Below are 20,373 nucleotides of genomic sequence, written 5' to 3' on the forward strand. Positions count from 1 at the left end.
ATAGTTATGGCGGTTGTAGCTCAGTTGGTAGAGCCCCGGGTTGTGATCTCGGTTGTCGTGGGTTCGAGTCCCATCAGTCGCCCCATTTTATTTTGCATTGTCTGCATATAAATTCTATCTTTATACTAAACCTTATCGAATAAATAGCACTCGCCACTGTTGGCGTTTTTTTGTGCCTGCTTGATTTCTATTTCTCTGTATTATCCTATAATATTAAACGGTTAAAGCTTTCTGAACTTTTGATTGTTTAACGATTCACTGACTTCTTATTCATATCAATTTTGCGATAGGTTTTTCTTCAAAAACCTAAACTGACTGTGTCTACTCTACTATTTATTAGTACTGCTTATGAGTAAATAGACATCATGTTTTAAATCGGGCATTATGCTTAGGTCTTGATACATCCTGCTGATTGAGACATCGTATTGGCTAGATCTAAAAAATTTAAAGCATTTTGGATACACACCCGCCTTTTTAAGATTTGTTGTTATTGACCCTGTATTATTGAGGAACTGATTGATGGACGCATTGAGCGTATTGCTACAGAATGTGCACCTATTTGAGACCAAGTATTATCGTTTGAATGGTGCTGGCAATTGGTCTTATTCTATGAGTAGAAAAGACACCATTTTATTTTACTTGGTGATGTCTGGTGGTTTTTGTATAGACGTTGGCAATAGCCTACGCGAAGCTCGTGCTGGTGATATGATTATGATCCCGAACGCGCATAAGCACGTAAGCTATGCACTCAATCATCATGGTGACGTGGCTGAACCCCTCGATGAATTACTGACCAACTGTCAAGATCGCACGCTTGAGATTGATGGCAATGGCGATCCTAATTCCTCATTGATTTTGATTGAATGTAAATACGATAAAGAGATGATTAGCCCTCTACTATCTGTGTTACCACCGATATTGCCTGAGCTCAATGATGCGGCTGATGGTCGGTTTGAGGTAATTGATGTGGAAATCAAGCTTTTGACCTTGGAGTCTGAGCGCGAACGCATGGGCAAAACGGCTGTGATCAATCATTGGGCAAGCATCATGATGATTGAATGTTTGCGCGTTTATATTGAAAGCTTACCTGAGGCGACTGAGAATTGGCTAAAGGCCATGAAAGATCCGTTTTTGACCAAGGCGCTTGCAGCGATGCATGAGGCACCAAGTCAAAGCTGGACCATTCATAAGCTTGCAGAGGTGGCAGGTATGTCGCGCTCGAGCTTTGCCCAGCGCTTTAAAGATACGGTAGGGATGCCGCCGCTCACTTATTTGATTGATTATCGCTTGCGTTTGGCAGCACGTTATTTGCGCTTACAGCAAAATAGTATCAGCCGTATCAGTGATATGGTGGGCTATGCGTCAGATTCAACTTTTAGTCAGGCGTTCAAACGCGTTTATGGTGTCTCACCAAAAGCGTACCGTAAACAGTATCAACAACAAAAGCTTGCATAAGTTAATATTTTAACGTCCTCAGTGTTCATTTATTAAAAGCGTTAAGGCGACCAAGGTATCCTTAACGCTTTTTTTGATTGATATATATCTAGCATTTGCCTAGGTAAAATACTTGGCAGTCAACTGGCGCTATTTTGGCTAGGCAAGGCTGACAATACGCTTGTGTTCAGGTACTATGGAATAATGAATCGTCGAGGTGTGAGCGTTCATATTTGACGCATGATATGTGACTGTATATCCGTTGCATAAAAGGATCGAGACGATGTTTATTTTTGCTGCTGATGGTATGTTATGACTGAACCGACCGCAAAGCCAAGTACAGAAGCCAATAGCCACCAAGGTACTACTGCAACTGCTAAAAAAGAACAGAAATCTGATAAAGCTAATGCGCAAGATAACGTGCATGCTAGCAAAACGATGTTAGCTAATACGGCTGAGATGCCTGATAAAGCGGCATTATTAACGCTATTTACTTTGTCAGATACCAAGGAGAGCATTGATGAAGTAGGCGCTAGCGAACAGCCTGACACCGATACATCAACCATACAGCCTACTGCCAATGAGTCAAACGTGGCTGCGCAGCGTGTGGCTCTTTATCATACCCAGCACGAGCGCACTCGACTGCTATATATGGCATCCGCCAATACGCGCCCCACGTATTTAGTACAAACCCTCAAATCACAATTTGCAGAATATCAGCAGTATTTGCTTGCTCAGCAGCTTGATAAGCGTGGTTTGATGGATACAGAAATGCTTGAACGACTTTGGCAGCAGCTGCATGTGGTCGATGATATTATTGCAGATATCGTGCATCATATGCCCGCTCAGCAGCCAGCAGGTTGGCAGCTTACCACGCAGGATGGGCGCAACCCGCTGTGTTTTGCCACTGTCGGTAAGCTAAAACATGGCAAGCCAATCCGCGATCAAGGCAGTCTCAATAGCTACGTGCTAGGTCACTTTGGCGTGAGCAGCTTTACCTATGATCGCGGTTATTATATCGGTCACGTGGTTGGGTATTTATTCAGCTGTTATTTCTGCGCGCACTTATCTATCAGTTATGGTGTGGCAGCGCTGGGTCAGCAAGTCGTTGCTGATTATGACTATGCTAGTCTTGAGACGCCGCACATGGTCAGGCTGTTACAAGGTCTGGATGGATATTGTAAAAAACGTGTCTATCAATTGGCAGTGATTTGTGCGCGCTTGAGTGTGTTTGCAAGTGATAAACGCATTGAGAGAATGCTGATCGCTGAGGTCAATGACTTTGATAAAAAGTTACAGCAGCAGCATTTGGATGTTTTATTATTACAAGGCTTGATGCCTGACAGTAATGACTCAACGCCGCTTTGATATAGTCAATCCTAAATAAAACAGATACATTATATATCAAGGTGGAACTGGTTTAAATTTTCCTTGCGCGCTGTGCCTATGCTGCTCGATGCTGCGAAAAATTTATCCCAGTCCCACTATATCGTTTTTATACTGAATTCACTATAGATAGTTTTTATAGACATTACCCTTTTTGTTAAGCCATACATCCAAACCCCTACCTGTGACTTTTTTAGGATATCTGCCGCTATGCCCGCTTATCATTTTAAAGCGCTTGACGACCAAGGTAGTGTCCAAAAAGGCTTACTAGAAGGGGATTCTGCTCGGCAAGTTCGGCAGCAGCTGCGTGATAAGCAGTGGACACCAGTCGAAGTCAGTGCGGTCAATGACAGACAAAGCCAAAACAAAAGCCGCTATAAAAAACCATCTGCTTATGAGCTTGCATTACTCACACGCCAGTTATCTGTGTTACTAGCGGCCGGTATTCCACTTGAAGAAACTTTGGCTGCTGTCGCTAAACAATCGCCAAAGACGCATATCAAATCTCTGATGCTGGCGGTACGCTCACATGTCCTCGAAGGTTTAAGCTTAGCACGAGCATTACAGCAGGCCGCGAGCTTCCCACCGTTATATATTGCCACGATTGCCGCAGGCGAAAAATCTGGTCACTTGGATTTAATCCTTAATCAGCTAGCCGACTACACTGAAAACCGCTTTGCCCTTCAAAAGAAAATCCAAGGGGCGATGGTCTATCCGATTGTACTGATGGTTATGGCAATTGGCGTGATCATGGGGCTGATGAGTTTTGTGGTGCCCAAAATTGTCAAAGTCTTTGAGCAGTCCGAACAGGCCTTGCCATTGATTACTCAAGTCGTTCTGACGTTATCAAATATCATTACGCAGTGGTGGTGGTTAATGCTGCTGGTATTGGCAGGTACTGCGTTTTTGTTTTACCGTTTTGCCCAAACGCAGGCTGGGAAACTGGCAATAGATAGTATGGTACTCAGGCTACCGATATTAGCCAGATTGTCTAAGGGATTGAATGCGGCACGTTTTGCTAGTACGCTTGCGATTTTGGTGCGTTCAGGGGTGCCGTTGATTGAGGCGCTACATATTGGTGCGGCAGTGACGACCAATCTGCACATCAAGCAAACGATCATGAGCGCTGCTGATAGGGTCACAGAAGGCTCAAGTTTATCCAGCCAACTCGAAAAATCCACTTACTTTCCGCCCATGATGGTACAAATGATCAAAAGCGGTGAGAACTCAGGCGAGCTTGAAAGTATGCTCAGTCGTGCCGCCACAATGCAAGAAGCGGAGGCCACCAATTTTATCAGTACCTTACTATCATTACTTGAGCCTTTGATGTTGGTTTTGATGGGTGTGGTGGTGATGATTATCGTGATGGCAGTGATGCTACCAATCGTTAATATGAATGACTTGGCAGGCTAGTCAATAGTTAACTGACTAGCTGAAAAACAACCGATATGCTCTTCTCAAATTATCAACTATCTGTATTTTTATCCTCTCTTAATCCCCTATCTTGCTAAACCCTACGTTAGCTTTCTTAAGATTTGCTTACTGTTGTATATTGTTGACCAAGCAAGATTTTTGCTATGGTAAACCTAAGCACCACGTTATAGTGAAAGCGGGTCAAAACGATAGTGATAAATATCGATGATTATTTGGTGACGGCTACTTGCTGCTGATTACTTGTTGCTGATGGTTACTTGGTATTGACTGTAATGACAATCTGAGCACAGCGCTGGATAAAAATAAAACCATGGTTTATAGTGACAATGATTTAGGGTTTTATTGATAAGCTCCTAAATGCACGAGTGCTACTAGAACGCCACTTTTACTATTTACATAACCGTGATGACCAAAGCAATGACTATGACTGACACCCTTCAAGTAAATATTAGCCCAAAAAGTGCCAATACCAAAGATGACAATAATAATATTCAAGCCCATGGTGGCATTGTAAATGACCATCAGAGAGTCCATTCAATGACACATCGCAGCTTGATAGGTAAGTCTAGACAATCGGGATTTACGCTTATTGAGATTATGGTCGTTATCGTTATCTTGGCTATTCTTGCAGGCTTGGTCGTCCCAAAAGTAGTCGGGCAAAGTGACAAAGCGCGTGTCAAAACCACTGAAACCGCGCTCGCTACCGTCTCCAACGCGTTAGACATGTATAAAGTCGACAATTCACGCTATCCGACGACAGCGCAAGGGTTAGAGGCGCTTACCACACCGCCAAGTGACGCCAAAAACTATCCTGAAGGCGGCTATATAAAAGGTGGCTATCCAACAGATGGTTGGGAGAATGAATTGCAATATGTGTCGCCAGGTAGTGAAGGGCGAGCTTATGACTTGTTTTCCTTAGGTGCAGATGGACAGCAAGGTGGTGAAGGTCAGGATGCGGATCTTTATGCTCAGCTATAGAATTTAGCTTTGTCTGCATCTAAAAAATCTATACCAATAAAATATCGTTAAACGCACTTGTTATCGTGCAATTAACGACCTATCAATATCAACCAATATCTTTTTATTGGTTGATATTTTTTATCGATACGTAAAATAAATACCATCTGATATGAACCTTGTATTGAGGGTCAGTAGTTTTATCAGTAGGTGTGTGTCCGTACTGCCAGTCACTGGAAGCTAACATCAAAGGTAATAACTTATGTCAATAAAAATACCAACACTACAATCAGTCGCTATCAATAAACGCGCTACTAAGTTCCATGTGCTTGCGTTTACTGTTGCAATCACCTCGTTGATGACAGCTTTATCAATGACATCAATCAGCGCACAGGCGGCAGGATTGAACGACTTATTTAATAGTAGTAGCGCATCCCAATCAAAATTTTTACCAGTGGATGAAGCTTTCCAAGTGACTAGCAGCACCAAAGCCATATCTAAGGGCACGCGTTTATCCATCACGTTTGATATCACGCCAGGACATTATGTCTATAAAGAGCAGCTCGCGTTAAGCTTTCCCAAAGGAATAAATGCGACACCATTTACCTTTAATCAGACACCAGTGTCCATTGATGATCCAACCTTTGGTAAAGTTCCTGTATTTACGCAAAGGAGTGTTGTTGCCACCACGATGCTGACGACCAATAATGGTAAAGGTGCAAAAAATGCCCCGATTATCATTGGTTGGCAAGGCTGTGCAAAAGCTGGGCTATGCTACCCACCCGAAAAGATCAAAACTAAGGTAAATATTGCTGCGACACGTAGATAAGTATTGAGAAGTTTGATTCAAATATTGGTAATAACAGGTAGCTATTCATGCTCATGAAGATATCACAACAATCGGCATCATTGACTGCAAATACACATGCAAAAAAAGCGTATATCTTAGCATGTGTGATTGCTAGCGGCTCGCTATTGACAGGGTTGTTAGCGACCTCAACGACAGCGCAAGCGGCAGGATTGGGTGATCTATTCGGCAGCAGTCAAAATACAGCGCAATCGAAATTTTTGCCAGTAGATGAAGCCTTTCAGGTGAGTAGCAGTAGTGCCTCTACCAAGTCAGGTACGCGTCTATCTATTAATTTTGATATCACGCCTGAGCATTATGTCTATAAAAATCAAATCAAACTAACGCTACCTGCGGGCGTGACGGCGGCACCTTTTACCTTTAACCAAAAGCCATATTCAATCGACGATCCGACATTTGGTAAAGTATTGGTGTTTGATCAAGCCAATATGGTCGCAACTACCACATTGACCAGTAACAACGGCAAAAGCATCGATGAAGCAGCGATTGTCATTGGCTGGCAAGGCTGTGCCAAAGCGGGATTGTGTTATCCCCCTGAAAAAATCAAAACCACTGTCAATATCACAGCAGCATCGTCACAGAGCGCGACAAGTAATGCCAACACTGAGGCAGAACGTGCGTCTGTTGGCGAGACGGCTGCGAGCGACAATCTGACTGATGCGACGATATCTGCTGGGAATACTGAAACGACATTTGCAACGACTGGTACTAGTAGCACCACGGCGCAAGCAGAACAAGCGCTGATGGATGATGAGGTTATTGATTATGATCTAATCGATGATAGTACTTTGGAGTACGACTCTTTAGATGGTAGCACTGCAACGACCACGATTTCTGGAGCAAACGCCAATGTATCAAGTGACGCGACCAATAGCGAGAATGTAAATGCTAGCAACCTTGTTGATGGTGATCCCTTTGGTTTGGCGTCTCATCCTTGGCTCGCATTGGTATTGCTATTCTTAGCAGGTCTAGGTTTGGCCTTGACGCCGTGTGTCCTACCGATGCTGCCCATCGTTGCCAATATTGTCGCCCGCGAGCAAGACCCAACGGTCAAACGCGGCGTCATCCTAACCACCAGTTACGCGATTGGTGTGGCGACTGCCTATGGTATTTTGGGCGCTGTGATTGCGGTATTTGGCGAGTCATTAGGTATTATTGGCTGGTTGCAAAATCCTATTATTTTGATTGGCTTTGCGATTGTTTTTGTCTTGTTAGCGCTATACATGCTGGATGCTTTTACCATACGTTTACCGCAAGCACTCAGCCGAAAAATGCAAGGGCTTAGCCAAGCAGGTGACAGCAAGCTTGGTAGTACAGGCGGTAGTTTGATTGCTGGATTTTTATCTGCATTAGTCGTATCTCCTTGCGTCTCTGCGCCATTATTCGGTGCGCTACTGGCAGTCTCTACCATTGGTAGTCCGCTCTTGGGTTTCGCCGCCTTATTTATGCTGGGCTTTGGCCTATCAGCACCGCTTATTTTAATTGGTGCTACTCAAGGCAAGATCATGCCAAAGGCAGGGGAGTGGATGAACTGGGTCAAGCAGGGCTTTGCGCTACTATTATTCGCGGTAGCATTGCTATTAGTTGAGCGCGTGTTTATATCGCCAGTGATGCTTATGGTATGGGCATTATGGTTTATGGTGGTGGCGACATGGGCGTGGAGCTGGATTGGCAAAAGACGCATGTTAACCCAAGCCATGAGTCTGATCGCTGGTATTTGGGCGGCTTGTTTGATAGTGGGTGCAGCACTAGGAAACGATGACAGCTTGCATCCATTAGCCTCGTTGAGTGCCGCGCCGATGATGGTACCATCCACGGCTGGTCAGCCATTGGGTAACGATAATATGGCGACAGATGAGACCATTACTACATTGGCAGAGCTAGACGCCATTGTCGCTGACAACTCTAAAGTGATTGTCGATTTAACAGCAGACTGGTGCGTTGAGTGCCGTATTATGGACAAAAATTTATTCCATAATCGCCCCGCACAAATGCAAGATTGGCAGTTAGTAAGGCTTGATATTACCGAGACCACTGACGACTCCAAAGCCGTTTTGTCACGCTACAAGCTGTTTGGCCCGCCAGCATTACTCTATTATCAAGATGGTCAATTGGTTAATCAGCAAGTGGGCGAAATCGGTCGCGTGGAGTTCGAACAAACCTTAACGACGCTAAATAACTGATGGCTCACAACCCGTACTTAATAACCTGAGTAATTCTTTTGCTAAAGCTTAATAATGAAAAAAAGCCAGCGTACGCCAATAATGGTACGCTGACTTTTTTCATCCCATAAAATTATTTTAATAATATCTTCTAAACGTTTGGTTTTACACACAATATGTCTTTTTAAGCAGATTTAATATATCGATAACGCTAGTATAGTGATTATATTTTCATTACAATAAAGTAACAATACTGAAGGGGTATATCAGTTTGTCATAACTGCTTCTGATGTTCTCATTTTTTCTAGTTTTTTAGCGGCGACGCTAACAGTTATATTAATTAACTCACATACTCTGCTGGCGATAATGCTGGTTAGATAAAGGACATTTATGTTTGCCCACATCACCACTCAGCGTCAATTACAACGTACTCATGTAATCAGTCGTAACGCCAGTAGTCGCACGATACATACTCATTTGAGTATCGCAGTCGCTATCGCGTTGAGTTGTACGGCGGTACAAGTACAAGCAGCTGACAATAGCCAAACTTATAACGAACTGCCAGTACCAGAAGCGGCGTTTGAATATGAAACCGTTGAGATGCCGCAGAGCGTAACCACACAGAGCGGTAAAGTAATCAGCAAAGAATTTATTGCTCAACAAGCGAAGCTGTTTTCTGAATGTACGCAAGTGCAGAGCAGTGCCGCTCGTTTGGCTTGTTTTGATAAGGTAGCTGAACAAGGTAAAACACCAAGCTACACCACGACCAAACAACCAGTTGATTTGGCAAAAACATTCAAGACGACTATTTCGGGTAATCCACAAGTTGTTTTTGTGGAAGAGAACTCGACCAGTACTTTTAGTGATGAGAGCGCAACTGCTAATCAACAGTCTGCTACTAATAGTTTGGATACGGTCACAGACAATCAGCAAGAAGCACAAGTTCTAGAAAATGTGGGTGTCACTCAAGCAGATATTGAAAAATACACACCACTCAGTTTGGCATATGATCTCGATCAAAACAGTGAGCGCGGTACTTGGACGGTAAGACCATACCGTCCGACTTATCTGCTGCCATTGTTTTACACTTTTGATCCTAATTTAAGCCCAAGCACCCCTTCTCAAGAAATTGAACCTTTTGACTCTAATGACATACGTGAGACGGAGCTAAAATTTCAGTTGTCTCTAAAGAGTAAAGTCGCAGAGGATTTATTCGATACCAGCGCTGATCTGTGGTTTGGTTATACCCAAGAGTCACATTGGCAGGTGTATAACGAAGACAATTCACGACCATTTCGTGCTACCGACTATCAACCTGAAATATTTTTGACTCAGCCTGTGACGGCAGATCTACCTTTCGGTGGACGTTTACGCATGTTAGGTGCGGGCGCTGTGCACCATTCTAATGGACAGGATGATCCATTATCACGTTCGTGGAACCGTGCTTATTTAATGGCAGGGGCCGAGTGGGGTAAGCTGTCAGTCATACCGCGTCTATGGGCTCGAGTAAATGGTAATAGCAGTAGCGACGATGACAACCCAGATATCGAAGATTACATGGGTTATGGCGATATCAAGTTCTTATATGATTTGCCTGCTGAGCAGAGCATTAGCGGTACCTTGCGCTACAATCCAAGCACCAATAAAGGCGCTGCCCAAATCGACTATATCTATCCATTGTCAGAAAACGTCAATGGTATGGTGCAGCTATTCCAAGGTTATGGCGAGTCCATTGTTGATTATAATCATGAGAATACCTCTATTGGTTTCGGTATCGTGCTGAATGACTGGAAAGGCCTCTAATATAAGCGAGTCTTACCATATTTATGATAATCAATAGTCTATGCACCGCTTAGTGCCTTATCAAACCGGACTGTGGCTGGCAGAGTATTTAAATGTACGCTGCCAGCTGTGTCGTATGTATAGAAGTACATCACAATCTCAGCTATTGACGCAGCATTCACAGGCTAATAGTAATGACGCATCGAGCGAACATTCTGAATTTTCCCTTTCAAGCAATCCATCCTCGTTTGCTCATATTTTTCATCAAATCAATCACCGCTTAAATAGAGGTCTACTCTGCACTTATTGTCACAATAGTATCGCATGGCTGCCACAGCCTTTTGATGTTGACATTGCTGCTGGCAGGTCCTTATCTATCCAAGTATCTACCTATTATGAATATCCAATCCGTCAAGCGATTCGGGCGTTTAAGCATCATGAAGACATGACAAAATTGCCATTGTTGTTACATGCATTACGCCAGCTACCACGGCCACATGGCTGTCATCGTAATAATAGCGTGATTGTTGCCATGCCAACGACCAATCAGCGGCTAGTAAAACGAGGGTTTGATCCTGTCAGTATTTTATCAGCACAACTGTCAAAGCATTGGCAAATTCCTTTATGGCACGGTGTGGAGCGCATTGATGATACGGTCAGTCAGCAAGGGCTCACACGCGCTGAACGTCTAAGCAACCTAGATAACGCTTTTGCACTGACCGAAAAGCCTCCGGTAAAACGCTTACTATTGTTCGATGATGTCGCGACGACAGGCGCAAGCTTGCAAGCATTGGCACGTGCATTCATCTCATCTGAGCAAACAGTGACAATAAACGCTCAAAGCCATAACAATTATCATATTTCTGCCTATGCGTTAGCTCATGGCAGTCAGCCCTAAAAATCATCTATCTAATTGAAATTATTAATATATTGCTTATGTATCATCGTAACGCTATATTATTAAATACATATATTTACTGGTCTATCAAGTATGTATTATTGTTCATCCGTATATAACGTGAACAGAATGTTGTGGAACAAAAATTGCATATTATTAGTTAAGCTAATTATAAAACTATTAGCAAAACTGACACCAGATTTTAGTTATTTTAAAACAAAGACTGATCAGAGACAGACATTAGCAGTGCTAAATAGGGATTTGATGTGAACGCATCTATGAATAGTCTACCGACCTCGCTAAGAACAGCCAGTTTAGGGTTTACCTTGATTGAGCTGATGGTCACGATTGCTGTGCTCGCTATTATTATAAGTATTGCTGCACCTAGTATTAGCACACAGCTTGCCAATCAGCGTGTTAAGTCGACGGCTGCGACGCTTGAGAATGCGTTAAAAGAGGCGAAGGTTGAGAGTGTTATTCGTCGTCAATCTATGGAACTCAGTATCGATAATAATAATCATGCTTTGGCAATAGTAAGTGAAAATTCGGATGACATTGCAAGCTATAGCTATAGTACTGACAATACGATAGAAGTAGATGATAGTGATAATATGACCATAGTGTTCAGACCAAATAAGCATGCTGATGCTGTCACTTATACAGTTTGCGATAGCAAAAACTCATCTACCTCAATACAGGTTATCGTTACTGCAACTGCTAGTATAAGTACGATAGGGGGAGGGACTTGTTAGTGACTAATTTGAGTAATCAGCGAGGGGTAGGCTTAATTGAAGTGATGGTCGCATTACTATTATTGACAGTAGCAGTCCTAGGTTATACTGCCTTGCAAGGGAAAGCGATTCAAGCTACTAATGAATCATTTGAGCGTTCTCAGTCATTGGTAATGATGCGAAACATAGCAGAAAAAATTCATGCCAATCCTTCTGCTATCGAAATATATGAAGAAAATCTTAATAAATCGTATGCTTCGTCAAGCGCTCCGAGTGAAAAATGCGGTTTAGAGGGGGTAGCTGCAGATTTTTGCAGTCCAGAACAGCTAGCGGTGGCAGAAAGCTACAACCTTAAAACCAAATTACAGAATTATGATTTTCAAATTCAGATGCATCCTTGCCCTAATACTGGGGGAACAGGTACAGATGCAGCAGACAACATTATGTTCTCTTATTGTCTCATTTCTGCGTGGGGTGAAACCACACCTACTATCGGTACAGATGATGAGAGTGACTGTTTGACCGAAAGAGTAGTCGGTGAAGCAGCTGGCGGAAATTATCATCCCAAAGCGACATGTATGATGATGGAGATATGATATGAATGCAAAAATTTATCAGCCGATCTTGTCGCATACTGTTAGCTTACCTTATAAAAGCTTACCAATCTCTAAAAAACATGAAGGTTATACTTTAGTTGAGCTAATGATTGCGTTGGTCTTGGGTCTTCTTATTTCGGCTGCTGCATTACAAGTATTCTATACCAGTTCAGTCAACAGTCGTAGACAAGAAGCCAGCTCTCAGATTCAAGATAATGCTATTTTTGGCTTTTCTCAAATGCAGCAACACTTGAGACGTACTAACTATGGTGCCAAATCAACAGGGGCTTTTAATGAGTTTTTTATGAATCATTTGACCCCGCAGGGCGGAGTGGTACTCACAGCGCCAACGGGGGTCGCTCCTGTTACTACTCCTCCTACACCAGTCAGTTGGTTACAAGGTAATTTATCTGGATTGACACTAGATGGTGCCGCTATTCCAGTAGCTTTGTTATCTAGCAATGCCTCTGCTAACAGTACTAGCAATCTAAAAGGTATCGCCAATAGCGATCAGCTAACGATTCAATATCGATCGGATAGAGCAGGTACTTTTGACTGTGAAGGTGATGCAATACCACAAGGGTTTTATGTCATTGAGCGCTATTTCGTGCGAGATGCAGGACTGGCCTGTGCTTCTGCAATCTATGAATATGATGAGGATACTGCTGGAAGTCCAACGGGGCTTGATATAGCCAGTTACACAGTTCCAGCCGTACCTGCAACACCAACTGCACCAGCTGTAGCAGCAAGTGTAAAAAATAATAATTTGGCAGGTACAGGCACTATCATTATTCCTAATGTTGATTATTTTAGAGCAACGCTAGGGATATCCTCTAGCAGAGACTTTGCTACTGATCCTGAAAATTTAGCCATTGCTTATGTGCCGATTCCCGCAGCTTCAAATCTAGCAACAGTACTCGACACTAGGCGTATTGTCAGCTTGCAGATAGGTATATTAGCGCGTTCAAATAATCCAACCGCGACTGCGCAGAATAACAGTGATGTGCAGTTCACCGTTTTGGACAAAGTAGATGCAGAGCTTAGTGATACGGTAGCAGCGGGGCCAACCTACTTACGTAATATTTACGAGACAACTATTTTATTACGTAATGCTAGAGGAGGTCTATAATGAAACCTAAAACTATGAACCCTCCTAAAGTGTCCACAAGTTTGCATGATCAATCTGGTGTCGCGCTAATTGTAGTTCTACTGGTATTGATTTTGATTATGATAGTAGGAGCAATCGCGGTTAGGCAGAGTACTACTGATCTCAAAGTGGCAACTGCTGATCAGGTTAATAAGTTACTGTTTCAAGCCAATGATGCTGCTCTATTGAAAGTTGAAAAAGAAGATCGTATCTTGAGTGCTGCTAGCCGCGAAAAAAATGACACTCTTAAAGGCTATATATCGAGTAGTGAGCGTGAAGGTCATAAGATCAGCTTTTGTGTTAGACCGCGTAGTACTAAGCTATTTAGTATTCTTGAGATTAGCGAGCTCAATGAAAGTAATGCTTTATTGACGGACAAAAATAATGGCTATTGCAACCCTGATGATAGTAATGACTATGTTAGTGAAGGTCGGGTGATTACTCAGATGACCTTTGTGCGACCTGAGAGCAGTGGTATTTTCTCTCAGGAAGGCTCAGGCACCTCGTCTAACAATGTTGAGCCTGCGACAACTGGGGTAAATGCCGCTATTGGCTGCACTACTTTTATCGGTTATGTTACCTCAGTTATACCAGCACTCTCTAGCGCACCATTGGGTAATGCGAGTAGCAATGATACTACTTCTATCGCGGGCTGCTTTAAGCAGATGCGTACAGAGCCTACTACTGTAGACAGTTGTCTAACCGCACTGAGCGTGCCGTATCAGACGCAACAGCAGACTTATATCAACCAGCCGGTTGGAGTGACTTGTGTTTCTGGAAACTAGGATTATTTAAGCTGTTGCTATTTTTAGCATGTCAGCTTAGAAGTAATAGATGACTAGCAATTTATTTGTAACAGCAATCAATATTTAGGGATGGTTACTATGAAAGTATCAAGCAGAATCAAAACTGATAGAGTCCGTCCTATTATGAAAGGCTGGCCTATCAAGTTATTATCAACAGTAGTTTTGACTTGTATGGCAACGAGTGCTGGTCATACTAGTGATTTAGAAATCTATCAGGGTGCGACAGGTGGTAAAGCCTCAATCCTGATGATGTTAGACAATTCGGGGAGTATGGCTGAACAAACCATTAGGCATATTCAAGACGATTATCCAGGTGTCACTCTCAGTAATATTTTATATGCTGATAACGAACCTGTAGATATCTATAATGATGCTGGTAACGCCGTTGTTGATAATACTTTAACCTATAGAGTAATTTATAGATTAGATGGCTCTGGAAATAGATATTATGACCGTATATCACGCTTAAAACGGGCACTTATTCCATTATTTGCCAATCCCAAAAGCACCTCAGGGTTCGGTCCAGATCTTGACTTGAATAAATATAAAATCGGTTTGGGTAGCTTTTTTGGAGGAAGCGGTACAGGTGGTGGAAAAATAGATACGCCAGCAGCAGATCTGACGCTTGCAAATAGGAAAGTGCTTATCAATAAGATTATTGCATTGAGCCCAACGACATATACTCCGATAGCGAATGCTTATGCTGAAGCTGGCGCGTATATGCTAGGGACAACCACAATCAGTCAGTCAACCCAGACCGAAATACGATACGAAGCAGTTGGTGCTTCTGTTGCTGAGTCTGGAAACAGAGATAGTTTATACAAGTGTAATAACGTGAGTTCAGAAGTCTCTACTATTGGTAGTAATAAATTCTATGAGTGTAGTGGGAATTACACTATTGTCAGCGGTCAATATCGGACTAGAAACCTAGATCCTTCTGTACTGAGTAGTAGTACGGTTTATTCCCGTCCAAGTGGAAACTTCACTCTTTATTACAAGCAAATTGAGGTACCAGTAGAAGAAGCCAACCCCGCAAGTGGTTTTTTGCTCTCAGATAGTAGCACTAAAACAACTAGTGGATTAAAGTATGATTCACCCATGCCTAATGTTGCAAATCAATGTGATGGTTACGGTATCTACTATTTGACTGATGGTGAGCCCAATAGTGTTTATTCAGAGCCAAACACTAAAAGCATAATGAATACAAGTCTAGCGGGAAGCTCGCTATCCGTTAATAGTATCAGTGATCCTAAGCTTACCTCTGTAGGAAGCGCTTACGAGTCAGGTAGAATTCCTCTATTTACAATTGATTTTGGTAAGCCTGGATGGGAGTTGATTGGAGAGTATGCAAAAAAATTGAACAATGACAATAACGCTAAGAGCGATAACATCATTACGGGGACAGCAGGTTTAGGAAATGTCTATAGGGAGTTGTCGATAATTGGAAGAAACTCCTCTTTTGAAGGAAAGCCTGTCTATGACTGTGATGATGCTAGGATCACTAGTGTAGACGCTAAGAACCTATGTAAGCTTGGTGAAAGAGGTCAAGGCTACGGTGAGGGTGGGTTTGATTATGTTTCAGGATCGGTAGATATTGCTGAGAGTGTAAAGAAGTTCGTTGAAGCGGCAGGCGCAACTGAGATTGATCCAATATCAGCAGGCACGATGTCAGTGCCGCTTGACAGCCTAGGGGGACTAGAGTCGCGTCAATTTGCTTATTTACCTATACTCGAACCTGTTCCTGGATCATCCAGACTATGGAACGGCAATCTAAAAAAATACAAGGTTAGAAATGCCACTTTGCTCGGTGGTAATAATAATTTTGTCTTCTCTGATAACAGTGGTCTGTTTGCAACGAACACTTATGATTTATGGAATACTGTTGCTGCCTCAAGACCTGACCGAGGTTTGCCGCAAGTGGGTGGTGCTTACCAAAAGGTATTTGAAAATACAGTTGCAACCGCATCAGGCAGTCGCAATCTGTTCGTAAATAATGGCAGTAGTTTAGTCAATCTAAAAGTCACCGCAGACAAGAAACCTCAAAACTTTGATACTTTGACGACGGCCAATGGATATACCAACCCCAAAAAAATCGCGCTACTAAATTTTATGGGATATGGTGAATCTACAAGCACGACAGTAACGGATGGCACCGCAATAACTGCCTCATTAAATACTGATCTGAAGAATGTCGGTGGTGTGCTGCATTCTATACCGCAGCTGATCACCAAAAAAGTAGCTGTCGATGCTACGGGCAAGTTTGATACTAGTCAACGTGAAGATTACGTAATATATGGTTCTATGGATGGTGCGCTGCATATGCTCGATGATAGTACGGGTAAAGAAGTTTTTACTTTTGTACCCAAGCAGATTCTTGACTTACAACCCAAAGCGCTCGCTGGCAATGGTACTGCCGAAGACGGCAGTTATCCTTATGGTGTCGATGCCCCTTGGCTGACTTACGCCTCTTATACCACCAAGGCGACTACGACAGGTACAGGCGATGCAGCAACTACTGTCAATACTTATGAGGCTGATCAAAGCTTTGCATTAGGTGGCCTACGCATGGGCGGCTCTATGTATTATGCCCTAGATGTCTCAACTCCTAGTACTCCTAAGATGATATATAGCGTCGGTTCTAACTATGCCAATCGCCAAAAGGGTGATAACACAGTAGCATTGAGCGGCAATAAAAATGGTGTCATCAATAACACATCACCTGACCAAAAAGCCTATGCACGTATGGGGCAGACATGGGGCAAGCCTGCTCTAGGCTACGTTAAAAGCGGCGGTAAACGCGTCATGGTGAGCTTCTTACCTGGTGGTTATGATACCTGCTACGAAGATCCAAAGTTTAAGCTTGGTTCTACTGTCACAACCAATACAGTCACAGGCTGTAACGGTAAAACGACAGCTCAAGGTAATGGCGTCTATATGGTGCAGATGGGTGAAGTTGAAACCAAAGCCAATAACGAAGAAAAAGTAAATGTCTCAACTGGTAATGGCAAGTTGTTATGGTGGGCTAATAATAGTGGTACTAGTGTTACCGCTGCCTCTACTGCTACTAGTGCCTCATTACAGTATTCAAAAGCAGACGATCTCAAGCATAGCGTTGTGACCCAGATTAGAACCTTAGACCGCAACTATGATGGTCTGACTGATCATATTTATTTTGCTGATTTAGGCGGACAAGTTTGGCGCGCTGATATCAATAACAATGCAGATACCAATAACTTTAAAGTAGATCGAGTCGTTAAAGTGCTCGATGTCAGTGACCAAGTGGGTACTGATACTAATACTAATACTATTGATGCACCGCCACGTATTTATGAGCGCCCGCTAATCACTTTTTATAATGGCAGGTACGGTTATATCGATGCGGACAATCAGTCAGGCACTGCTAGTGGTGTACAAGCTATGGTGACAGTAGGCACAGGAGATCGTAGTAATCCAGTAACTGCAACAAGGAGTGTTCCTAATGCGCTATACAGCGTCATCGATAAGGACGTGTCTCGTAGTGATCTATTCTTCTATGGAACAGGAACAGCGCCGACGATAAGTTTACGCACACCTGTATCTGTAAACGGAGTTGGGATAGCATCTAACGTTAGTAATAAATTACAAAAACTGACATTTTCTGCCGCTGATATTAGTGCAGCAGCGGTAACAGGAGGCGCACCTGCTAGGGCAGGCATTAAAGAAAACATGGAGAGAGGTATTGTCCAAGGCTGGTATATGCCGTTTGATACTTGGTTAAATGAGGCAAAGCAGACTACAGGCCCTTACAAGATGAAAATGTTCAATGAGCCTGATGCACTAGCTGGTATATTAGTGTCCTCTTCGTATAACCCTGATAAAGGTCAAGCTGTTCAAGCCTGTAGCGCTGGTGTCAAAGGTGCGACTCAACGCGAACGCACTTGTTTGCCCTTCGGTACTTGCTTAGATAGTAGTGGTAATGCAGTAGTAACTGCTCGCTCTACCTTCAATGCAGGTTCAGGTATTGTCGACAATATTGTCACCCAGTTTAATGATACCAGTATATTTAGTGGCCTCGTCAATCGCTGTGAAGGTGCGGCTTGTACCCCCAAACTTATCTGTCCAAATGGTGACTGTGATCCTGTGCCGCCTACGTGTACGGGACCTACTTGTGATCCTCTAGCTGGCTTTAATACGGACAAACGCATCAACCCGTTAAGCTGGATTGAGCATTGATATGTCTAAACTATCGAACGATAAAATGATACGACAAATAGGCTTTACGCTTGTAGAGCTGATGATTACTGTCGCCATACTCGCTATATTGGCTGCTATCGCTATACCAAGCTATCGCGCCTATATCATTCGCAATGCGGAAGCAGATGTACAGCGCAAGATGCTAGCACTGAGTAACGAGCTTGAGCAATGGCGAGCAAAAGCACTGACCTATAAAGGTTTTAAGCCTCAGTCAGATAATATCGCCGACGCTACAGGCGCGATCAATCAACCAGCGACCAATCCGCGCTACACTGTCACGTTAGGTCATCTAATAGGCAATCCACCCTCAGCAACTTTCAGTACTCTACACGAAGGCAGCGGGCGCGCTACCAATTGGATAATGGTGGCAACACCCGTTGATCTAGTAGGGGCGGATAGTTTCTTATTATCAAGTCAAGGGTTACGCTGTGCAAGTAATAGCAGTTTTGATGTTACAGATGCAGATTGTACAGGAGCGACAACATGGTAGATGCGGCATCATTAGAGAATGTATCAGTTGAGCCTGTTAATCAGAAAGGATTTACACTGATAGAGCTGATGATAGTCGTAGCTATCATCGGTGTTTTGGCAGCTATTGCTTACCCGAGTTATCAAGGATACATTGAGCGAACCAATCGTGCGGATATGATGAGTGAAATGCATCAAATAGCCAGTCGCATCGAGTCAAATAAGATCAACTATAAGCGCTATGATAGAGTGCCACTTTCCTCTATATTTTCATCTACTGTTGCTACTGATGGTAGTACAAATTTTCCTGTTTCGGGAGCTGCGTTATATACAGTGACAGTAGGTACAGGGTCATGGGGAGAGGCAGACTGGACTACAAGCACGGGTACATTAGGAGGCCGTGACTGGACGATTATAGCCACACCAGTGACAGGTCAGCGTATGGCAAGTGATGGTAGATTGACCTTGGATAGTGAGGGCGAGAAATGTCGTATAGTAGACTCCATCAAAAAATGCGGCAGTAGCGATGAATGGAATAAGTGATAAAAGACCTAAATGAATGTGCTGACAAAAATTGTCATAGCCAGTTACCTTTTGTTGTTAAAGACAAACATGATTGACAATTTTCAGCAGACTAAGGGTAACATTGAGCGCTATTAACGATAAAAAAAGACATTAAATGGTTTCAAAAACAAATTGCAGCGTTTGTAGGGTGTTTTTCAAATAAAACAATGCTGATTTGGATGTTGGCACACTATCTGCAGTATATATAGTAAGAAAAACATTATATTTATAGCTGGCAACTAGACAGTAATTCTATTGCCATATTATCCAAAAAGGACATGTCTATGAACGCTCAAAAAGGTTTTACCTTAATCGAACTAATGATCGTTGTTGCTATTATCGGTATCTTGGCTGCGATTGCTATTCCTCAGTATCAGAATTATACTGCACGTGCGCAAGCAACAGAAGCAGTAACATTGCTAGGAGGTTTGAAAACTCCTATTGTAGAAGGTATTTCATCTAACGGTCTGGATGCTTGTAGTAATGCAGCACCAGTACCTGCAGTAGTAGCTACCGATGGAACGATAACTACTCCTGCCAAAGAACCTGGTGCTTTGTATGAAATTACTAAGACTGGTAAATATGTTGGTAGCGTTACAGCTACACCTACCGCAGATGCAACAAACGGTAACACGTGTGCAGTACAAGCAACTTTCAATACTGATGGTTTGAGTTCACAAGTTGCTGGTAAAACTGTCACTTACACTTACAATGAAAAAACTGGTACTTGGAACTGTAAGTCTAATTTAGACCAACGTGTACGTCCTAAGACATGTGAAGCTGCATAAATTAGTAGAGTAGAATCTTATTCTCAGTTTTATAGTTTTATATAAAAAAAGCCAAACATTTTGTTTGGCTTTTTTATGTTTAATAACTGGCTAATCGCCGCAAACCTAACTGGCATACT

The 20,373-nt window shown here is 42.9% G+C and carries 16 protein-coding genes and 1 tRNA gene; all 17 read left to right on the forward strand.

Features of this window, described 5'->3' with window-relative positions:
• The first annotated feature begins 9 nt into the window (after positions 1–9).
• The 17 genes from CUR83_RS02245 (at position 10) to CUR83_RS02325 (ending at position 20,254) form a co-directional block, all read left to right on the forward strand.
• Positions 10–85 (forward strand) — tRNA-His (locus CUR83_RS02245).
• A gap of 434 nt (positions 86–519) precedes the next feature.
• Positions 520–1,455 carry an AraC family transcriptional regulator gene (locus CUR83_RS02250; protein ID WP_212563968.1) on the forward strand — a complete coding sequence of 312 codons (936 nt, stop codon included), beginning with the start codon at positions 520–522 and terminating at the stop codon, positions 1,453–1,455.
• 291 nt (positions 1,456–1,746) lie between these two features.
• On the forward strand, positions 1,747–2,802 hold the full coding sequence (locus CUR83_RS02255; RefSeq protein ID WP_186475189.1) for a hypothetical protein: 1,056 nt from the start codon (positions 1,747–1,749) through the stop codon (positions 2,800–2,802).
• A gap of 228 nt (positions 2,803–3,030) precedes the next feature.
• Entirely contained in the window at positions 3,031–4,233 is a 1,203-nt protein-coding gene (gene gspF, locus CUR83_RS02260) for a type II secretion system inner membrane protein GspF (protein ID WP_071002395.1), read from the forward strand.
• 558 nt (positions 4,234–4,791) lie between these two features.
• Positions 4,792–5,232 (forward strand): type II secretion system major pseudopilin GspG, encoded by a 441-nt coding sequence (gene gspG, locus CUR83_RS02265; RefSeq protein ID WP_058025683.1) that lies wholly within the window; start codon positions 4,792–4,794, stop codon positions 5,230–5,232.
• Between the two features lie 241 nt (positions 5,233–5,473).
• Entirely contained in the window at positions 5,474–6,040 is a 567-nt protein-coding gene (locus CUR83_RS02270) for a protein-disulfide reductase DsbD domain-containing protein (protein ID WP_212563967.1), read from the forward strand.
• Between the two features lie 53 nt (positions 6,041–6,093).
• Positions 6,094–8,262, forward strand: coding sequence for a protein-disulfide reductase DsbD (dsbD, locus tag CUR83_RS02275; RefSeq protein ID WP_342213123.1), 2,169 nt, complete (start codon positions 6,094–6,096; stop codon positions 8,260–8,262).
• Between the two features lie 369 nt (positions 8,263–8,631).
• Positions 8,632–10,044 (forward strand): phospholipase A, encoded by a 1,413-nt coding sequence (locus CUR83_RS02280; protein ID WP_284718983.1) that lies wholly within the window; start codon positions 8,632–8,634, stop codon positions 10,042–10,044.
• A gap of 40 nt (positions 10,045–10,084) precedes the next feature.
• On the forward strand, positions 10,085–10,921 hold the full coding sequence (locus tag CUR83_RS02285) for a ComF family protein (protein ID WP_284718984.1): 837 nt from the start codon (positions 10,085–10,087) through the stop codon (positions 10,919–10,921).
• A 266-nt stretch (positions 10,922–11,187) separates the two neighbouring features.
• Positions 11,188–11,673, forward strand: coding sequence for a pilus assembly FimT family protein (locus CUR83_RS02290; protein WP_284718985.1), 486 nt, complete (start codon positions 11,188–11,190; stop codon positions 11,671–11,673).
• A complete protein-coding gene (gene pilV, locus CUR83_RS02295; protein WP_284719795.1) occupies positions 11,673–12,248 on the forward strand; it encodes a type IV pilus modification protein PilV in 576 nt (191 codons plus the stop codon). The genes CUR83_RS02290 and pilV overlap by 1 nt, the downstream gene beginning before the upstream one ends.
• Position 12,249: 1 nt before the next feature.
• Positions 12,250–13,377, forward strand: a complete 1,128-nt coding sequence (locus CUR83_RS02300) for a PilW family protein (RefSeq protein ID WP_284718986.1) — start codon at positions 12,250–12,252, stop codon at positions 13,375–13,377.
• On the forward strand, positions 13,377–14,180 hold the full coding sequence (locus tag CUR83_RS02305) for a PilX N-terminal domain-containing pilus assembly protein (protein ID WP_284718987.1): 804 nt from the start codon (positions 13,377–13,379) through the stop codon (positions 14,178–14,180). Before CUR83_RS02300 ends, CUR83_RS02305 begins: the two co-directional genes overlap by 1 nt.
• 99 nt (positions 14,181–14,279) lie before the next feature.
• Entirely contained in the window at positions 14,280–18,413 is a 4,134-nt protein-coding gene (locus CUR83_RS02310) for a pilus assembly protein (protein ID WP_284718988.1), read from the forward strand.
• A 1-nt stretch (position 18,414) separates the two neighbouring features.
• Positions 18,415–18,924, forward strand: a complete 510-nt coding sequence (locus CUR83_RS02315; protein ID WP_284718989.1) for a type IV pilin protein — start codon at positions 18,415–18,417, stop codon at positions 18,922–18,924.
• Positions 18,918–19,445 carry a type IV pilin protein gene (locus CUR83_RS02320; RefSeq protein WP_284718990.1) on the forward strand — a complete coding sequence of 176 codons (528 nt, stop codon included), beginning with the start codon at positions 18,918–18,920 and terminating at the stop codon, positions 19,443–19,445. The genes CUR83_RS02315 and CUR83_RS02320 overlap by 7 nt, the downstream gene beginning before the upstream one ends.
• A gap of 305 nt (positions 19,446–19,750) precedes the next feature.
• Entirely contained in the window at positions 19,751–20,254 is a 504-nt protein-coding gene (locus CUR83_RS02325) for a pilin (protein ID WP_284718991.1), read from the forward strand.
• Positions 20,255–20,373 lie beyond the last annotated feature (119 nt).

The sequence above is a fragment of the Psychrobacter pocilloporae genome (assembly GCF_029872915.1).
GTDB lineage: Bacteria > Pseudomonadota > Gammaproteobacteria > Pseudomonadales > Moraxellaceae > Psychrobacter > Psychrobacter pacificensis.

Bases quoted from the DNA above. Each gene is read 5' to 3' on its own strand.
- CUR83_RS02250 (WP_212563968.1), top strand. From the start codon at position 520: ATGGACGCATTGAGCGTATTGCTACAGAATGTGCACCTATTTGAGACC.
- CUR83_RS02255 (WP_186475189.1), top strand. From the start codon at position 1,747: ATGACTGAACCGACCGCAAAGCCAAGTACAGAAGCCAATAGCCACCAA.
- gspF (WP_071002395.1), top strand. From the start codon at position 3,031: ATGCCCGCTTATCATTTTAAAGCGCTTGACGACCAAGGTAGTGTCCAA.
- gspG (WP_058025683.1), top strand. From the start codon at position 4,792: ATGACACATCGCAGCTTGATAGGTAAGTCTAGACAATCGGGATTTACG.
- CUR83_RS02270 (WP_212563967.1), top strand. From the start codon at position 5,474: ATGTCAATAAAAATACCAACACTACAATCAGTCGCTATCAATAAACGC.
- dsbD (WP_342213123.1), top strand. From the start codon at position 6,094: ATGAAGATATCACAACAATCGGCATCATTGACTGCAAATACACATGCA.
- CUR83_RS02280 (WP_284718983.1), top strand. From the start codon at position 8,632: ATGTTTGCCCACATCACCACTCAGCGTCAATTACAACGTACTCATGTA.
- CUR83_RS02285 (WP_284718984.1), top strand. From the start codon at position 10,085: ATGCACCGCTTAGTGCCTTATCAAACCGGACTGTGGCTGGCAGAGTAT.
- CUR83_RS02300 (WP_284718986.1), top strand. From the start codon at position 12,250: ATGAATGCAAAAATTTATCAGCCGATCTTGTCGCATACTGTTAGCTTA.
- CUR83_RS02305 (WP_284718987.1), top strand. From the start codon at position 13,377: ATGAAACCTAAAACTATGAACCCTCCTAAAGTGTCCACAAGTTTGCAT.
- CUR83_RS02310 (WP_284718988.1), top strand. From the start codon at position 14,280: ATGAAAGTATCAAGCAGAATCAAAACTGATAGAGTCCGTCCTATTATG.
- CUR83_RS02315 (WP_284718989.1), top strand. From the start codon at position 18,415: ATGTCTAAACTATCGAACGATAAAATGATACGACAAATAGGCTTTACG.
- CUR83_RS02320 (WP_284718990.1), top strand. From the start codon at position 18,918: ATGGTAGATGCGGCATCATTAGAGAATGTATCAGTTGAGCCTGTTAAT.
- CUR83_RS02325 (WP_284718991.1), top strand. From the start codon at position 19,751: ATGAACGCTCAAAAAGGTTTTACCTTAATCGAACTAATGATCGTTGTT.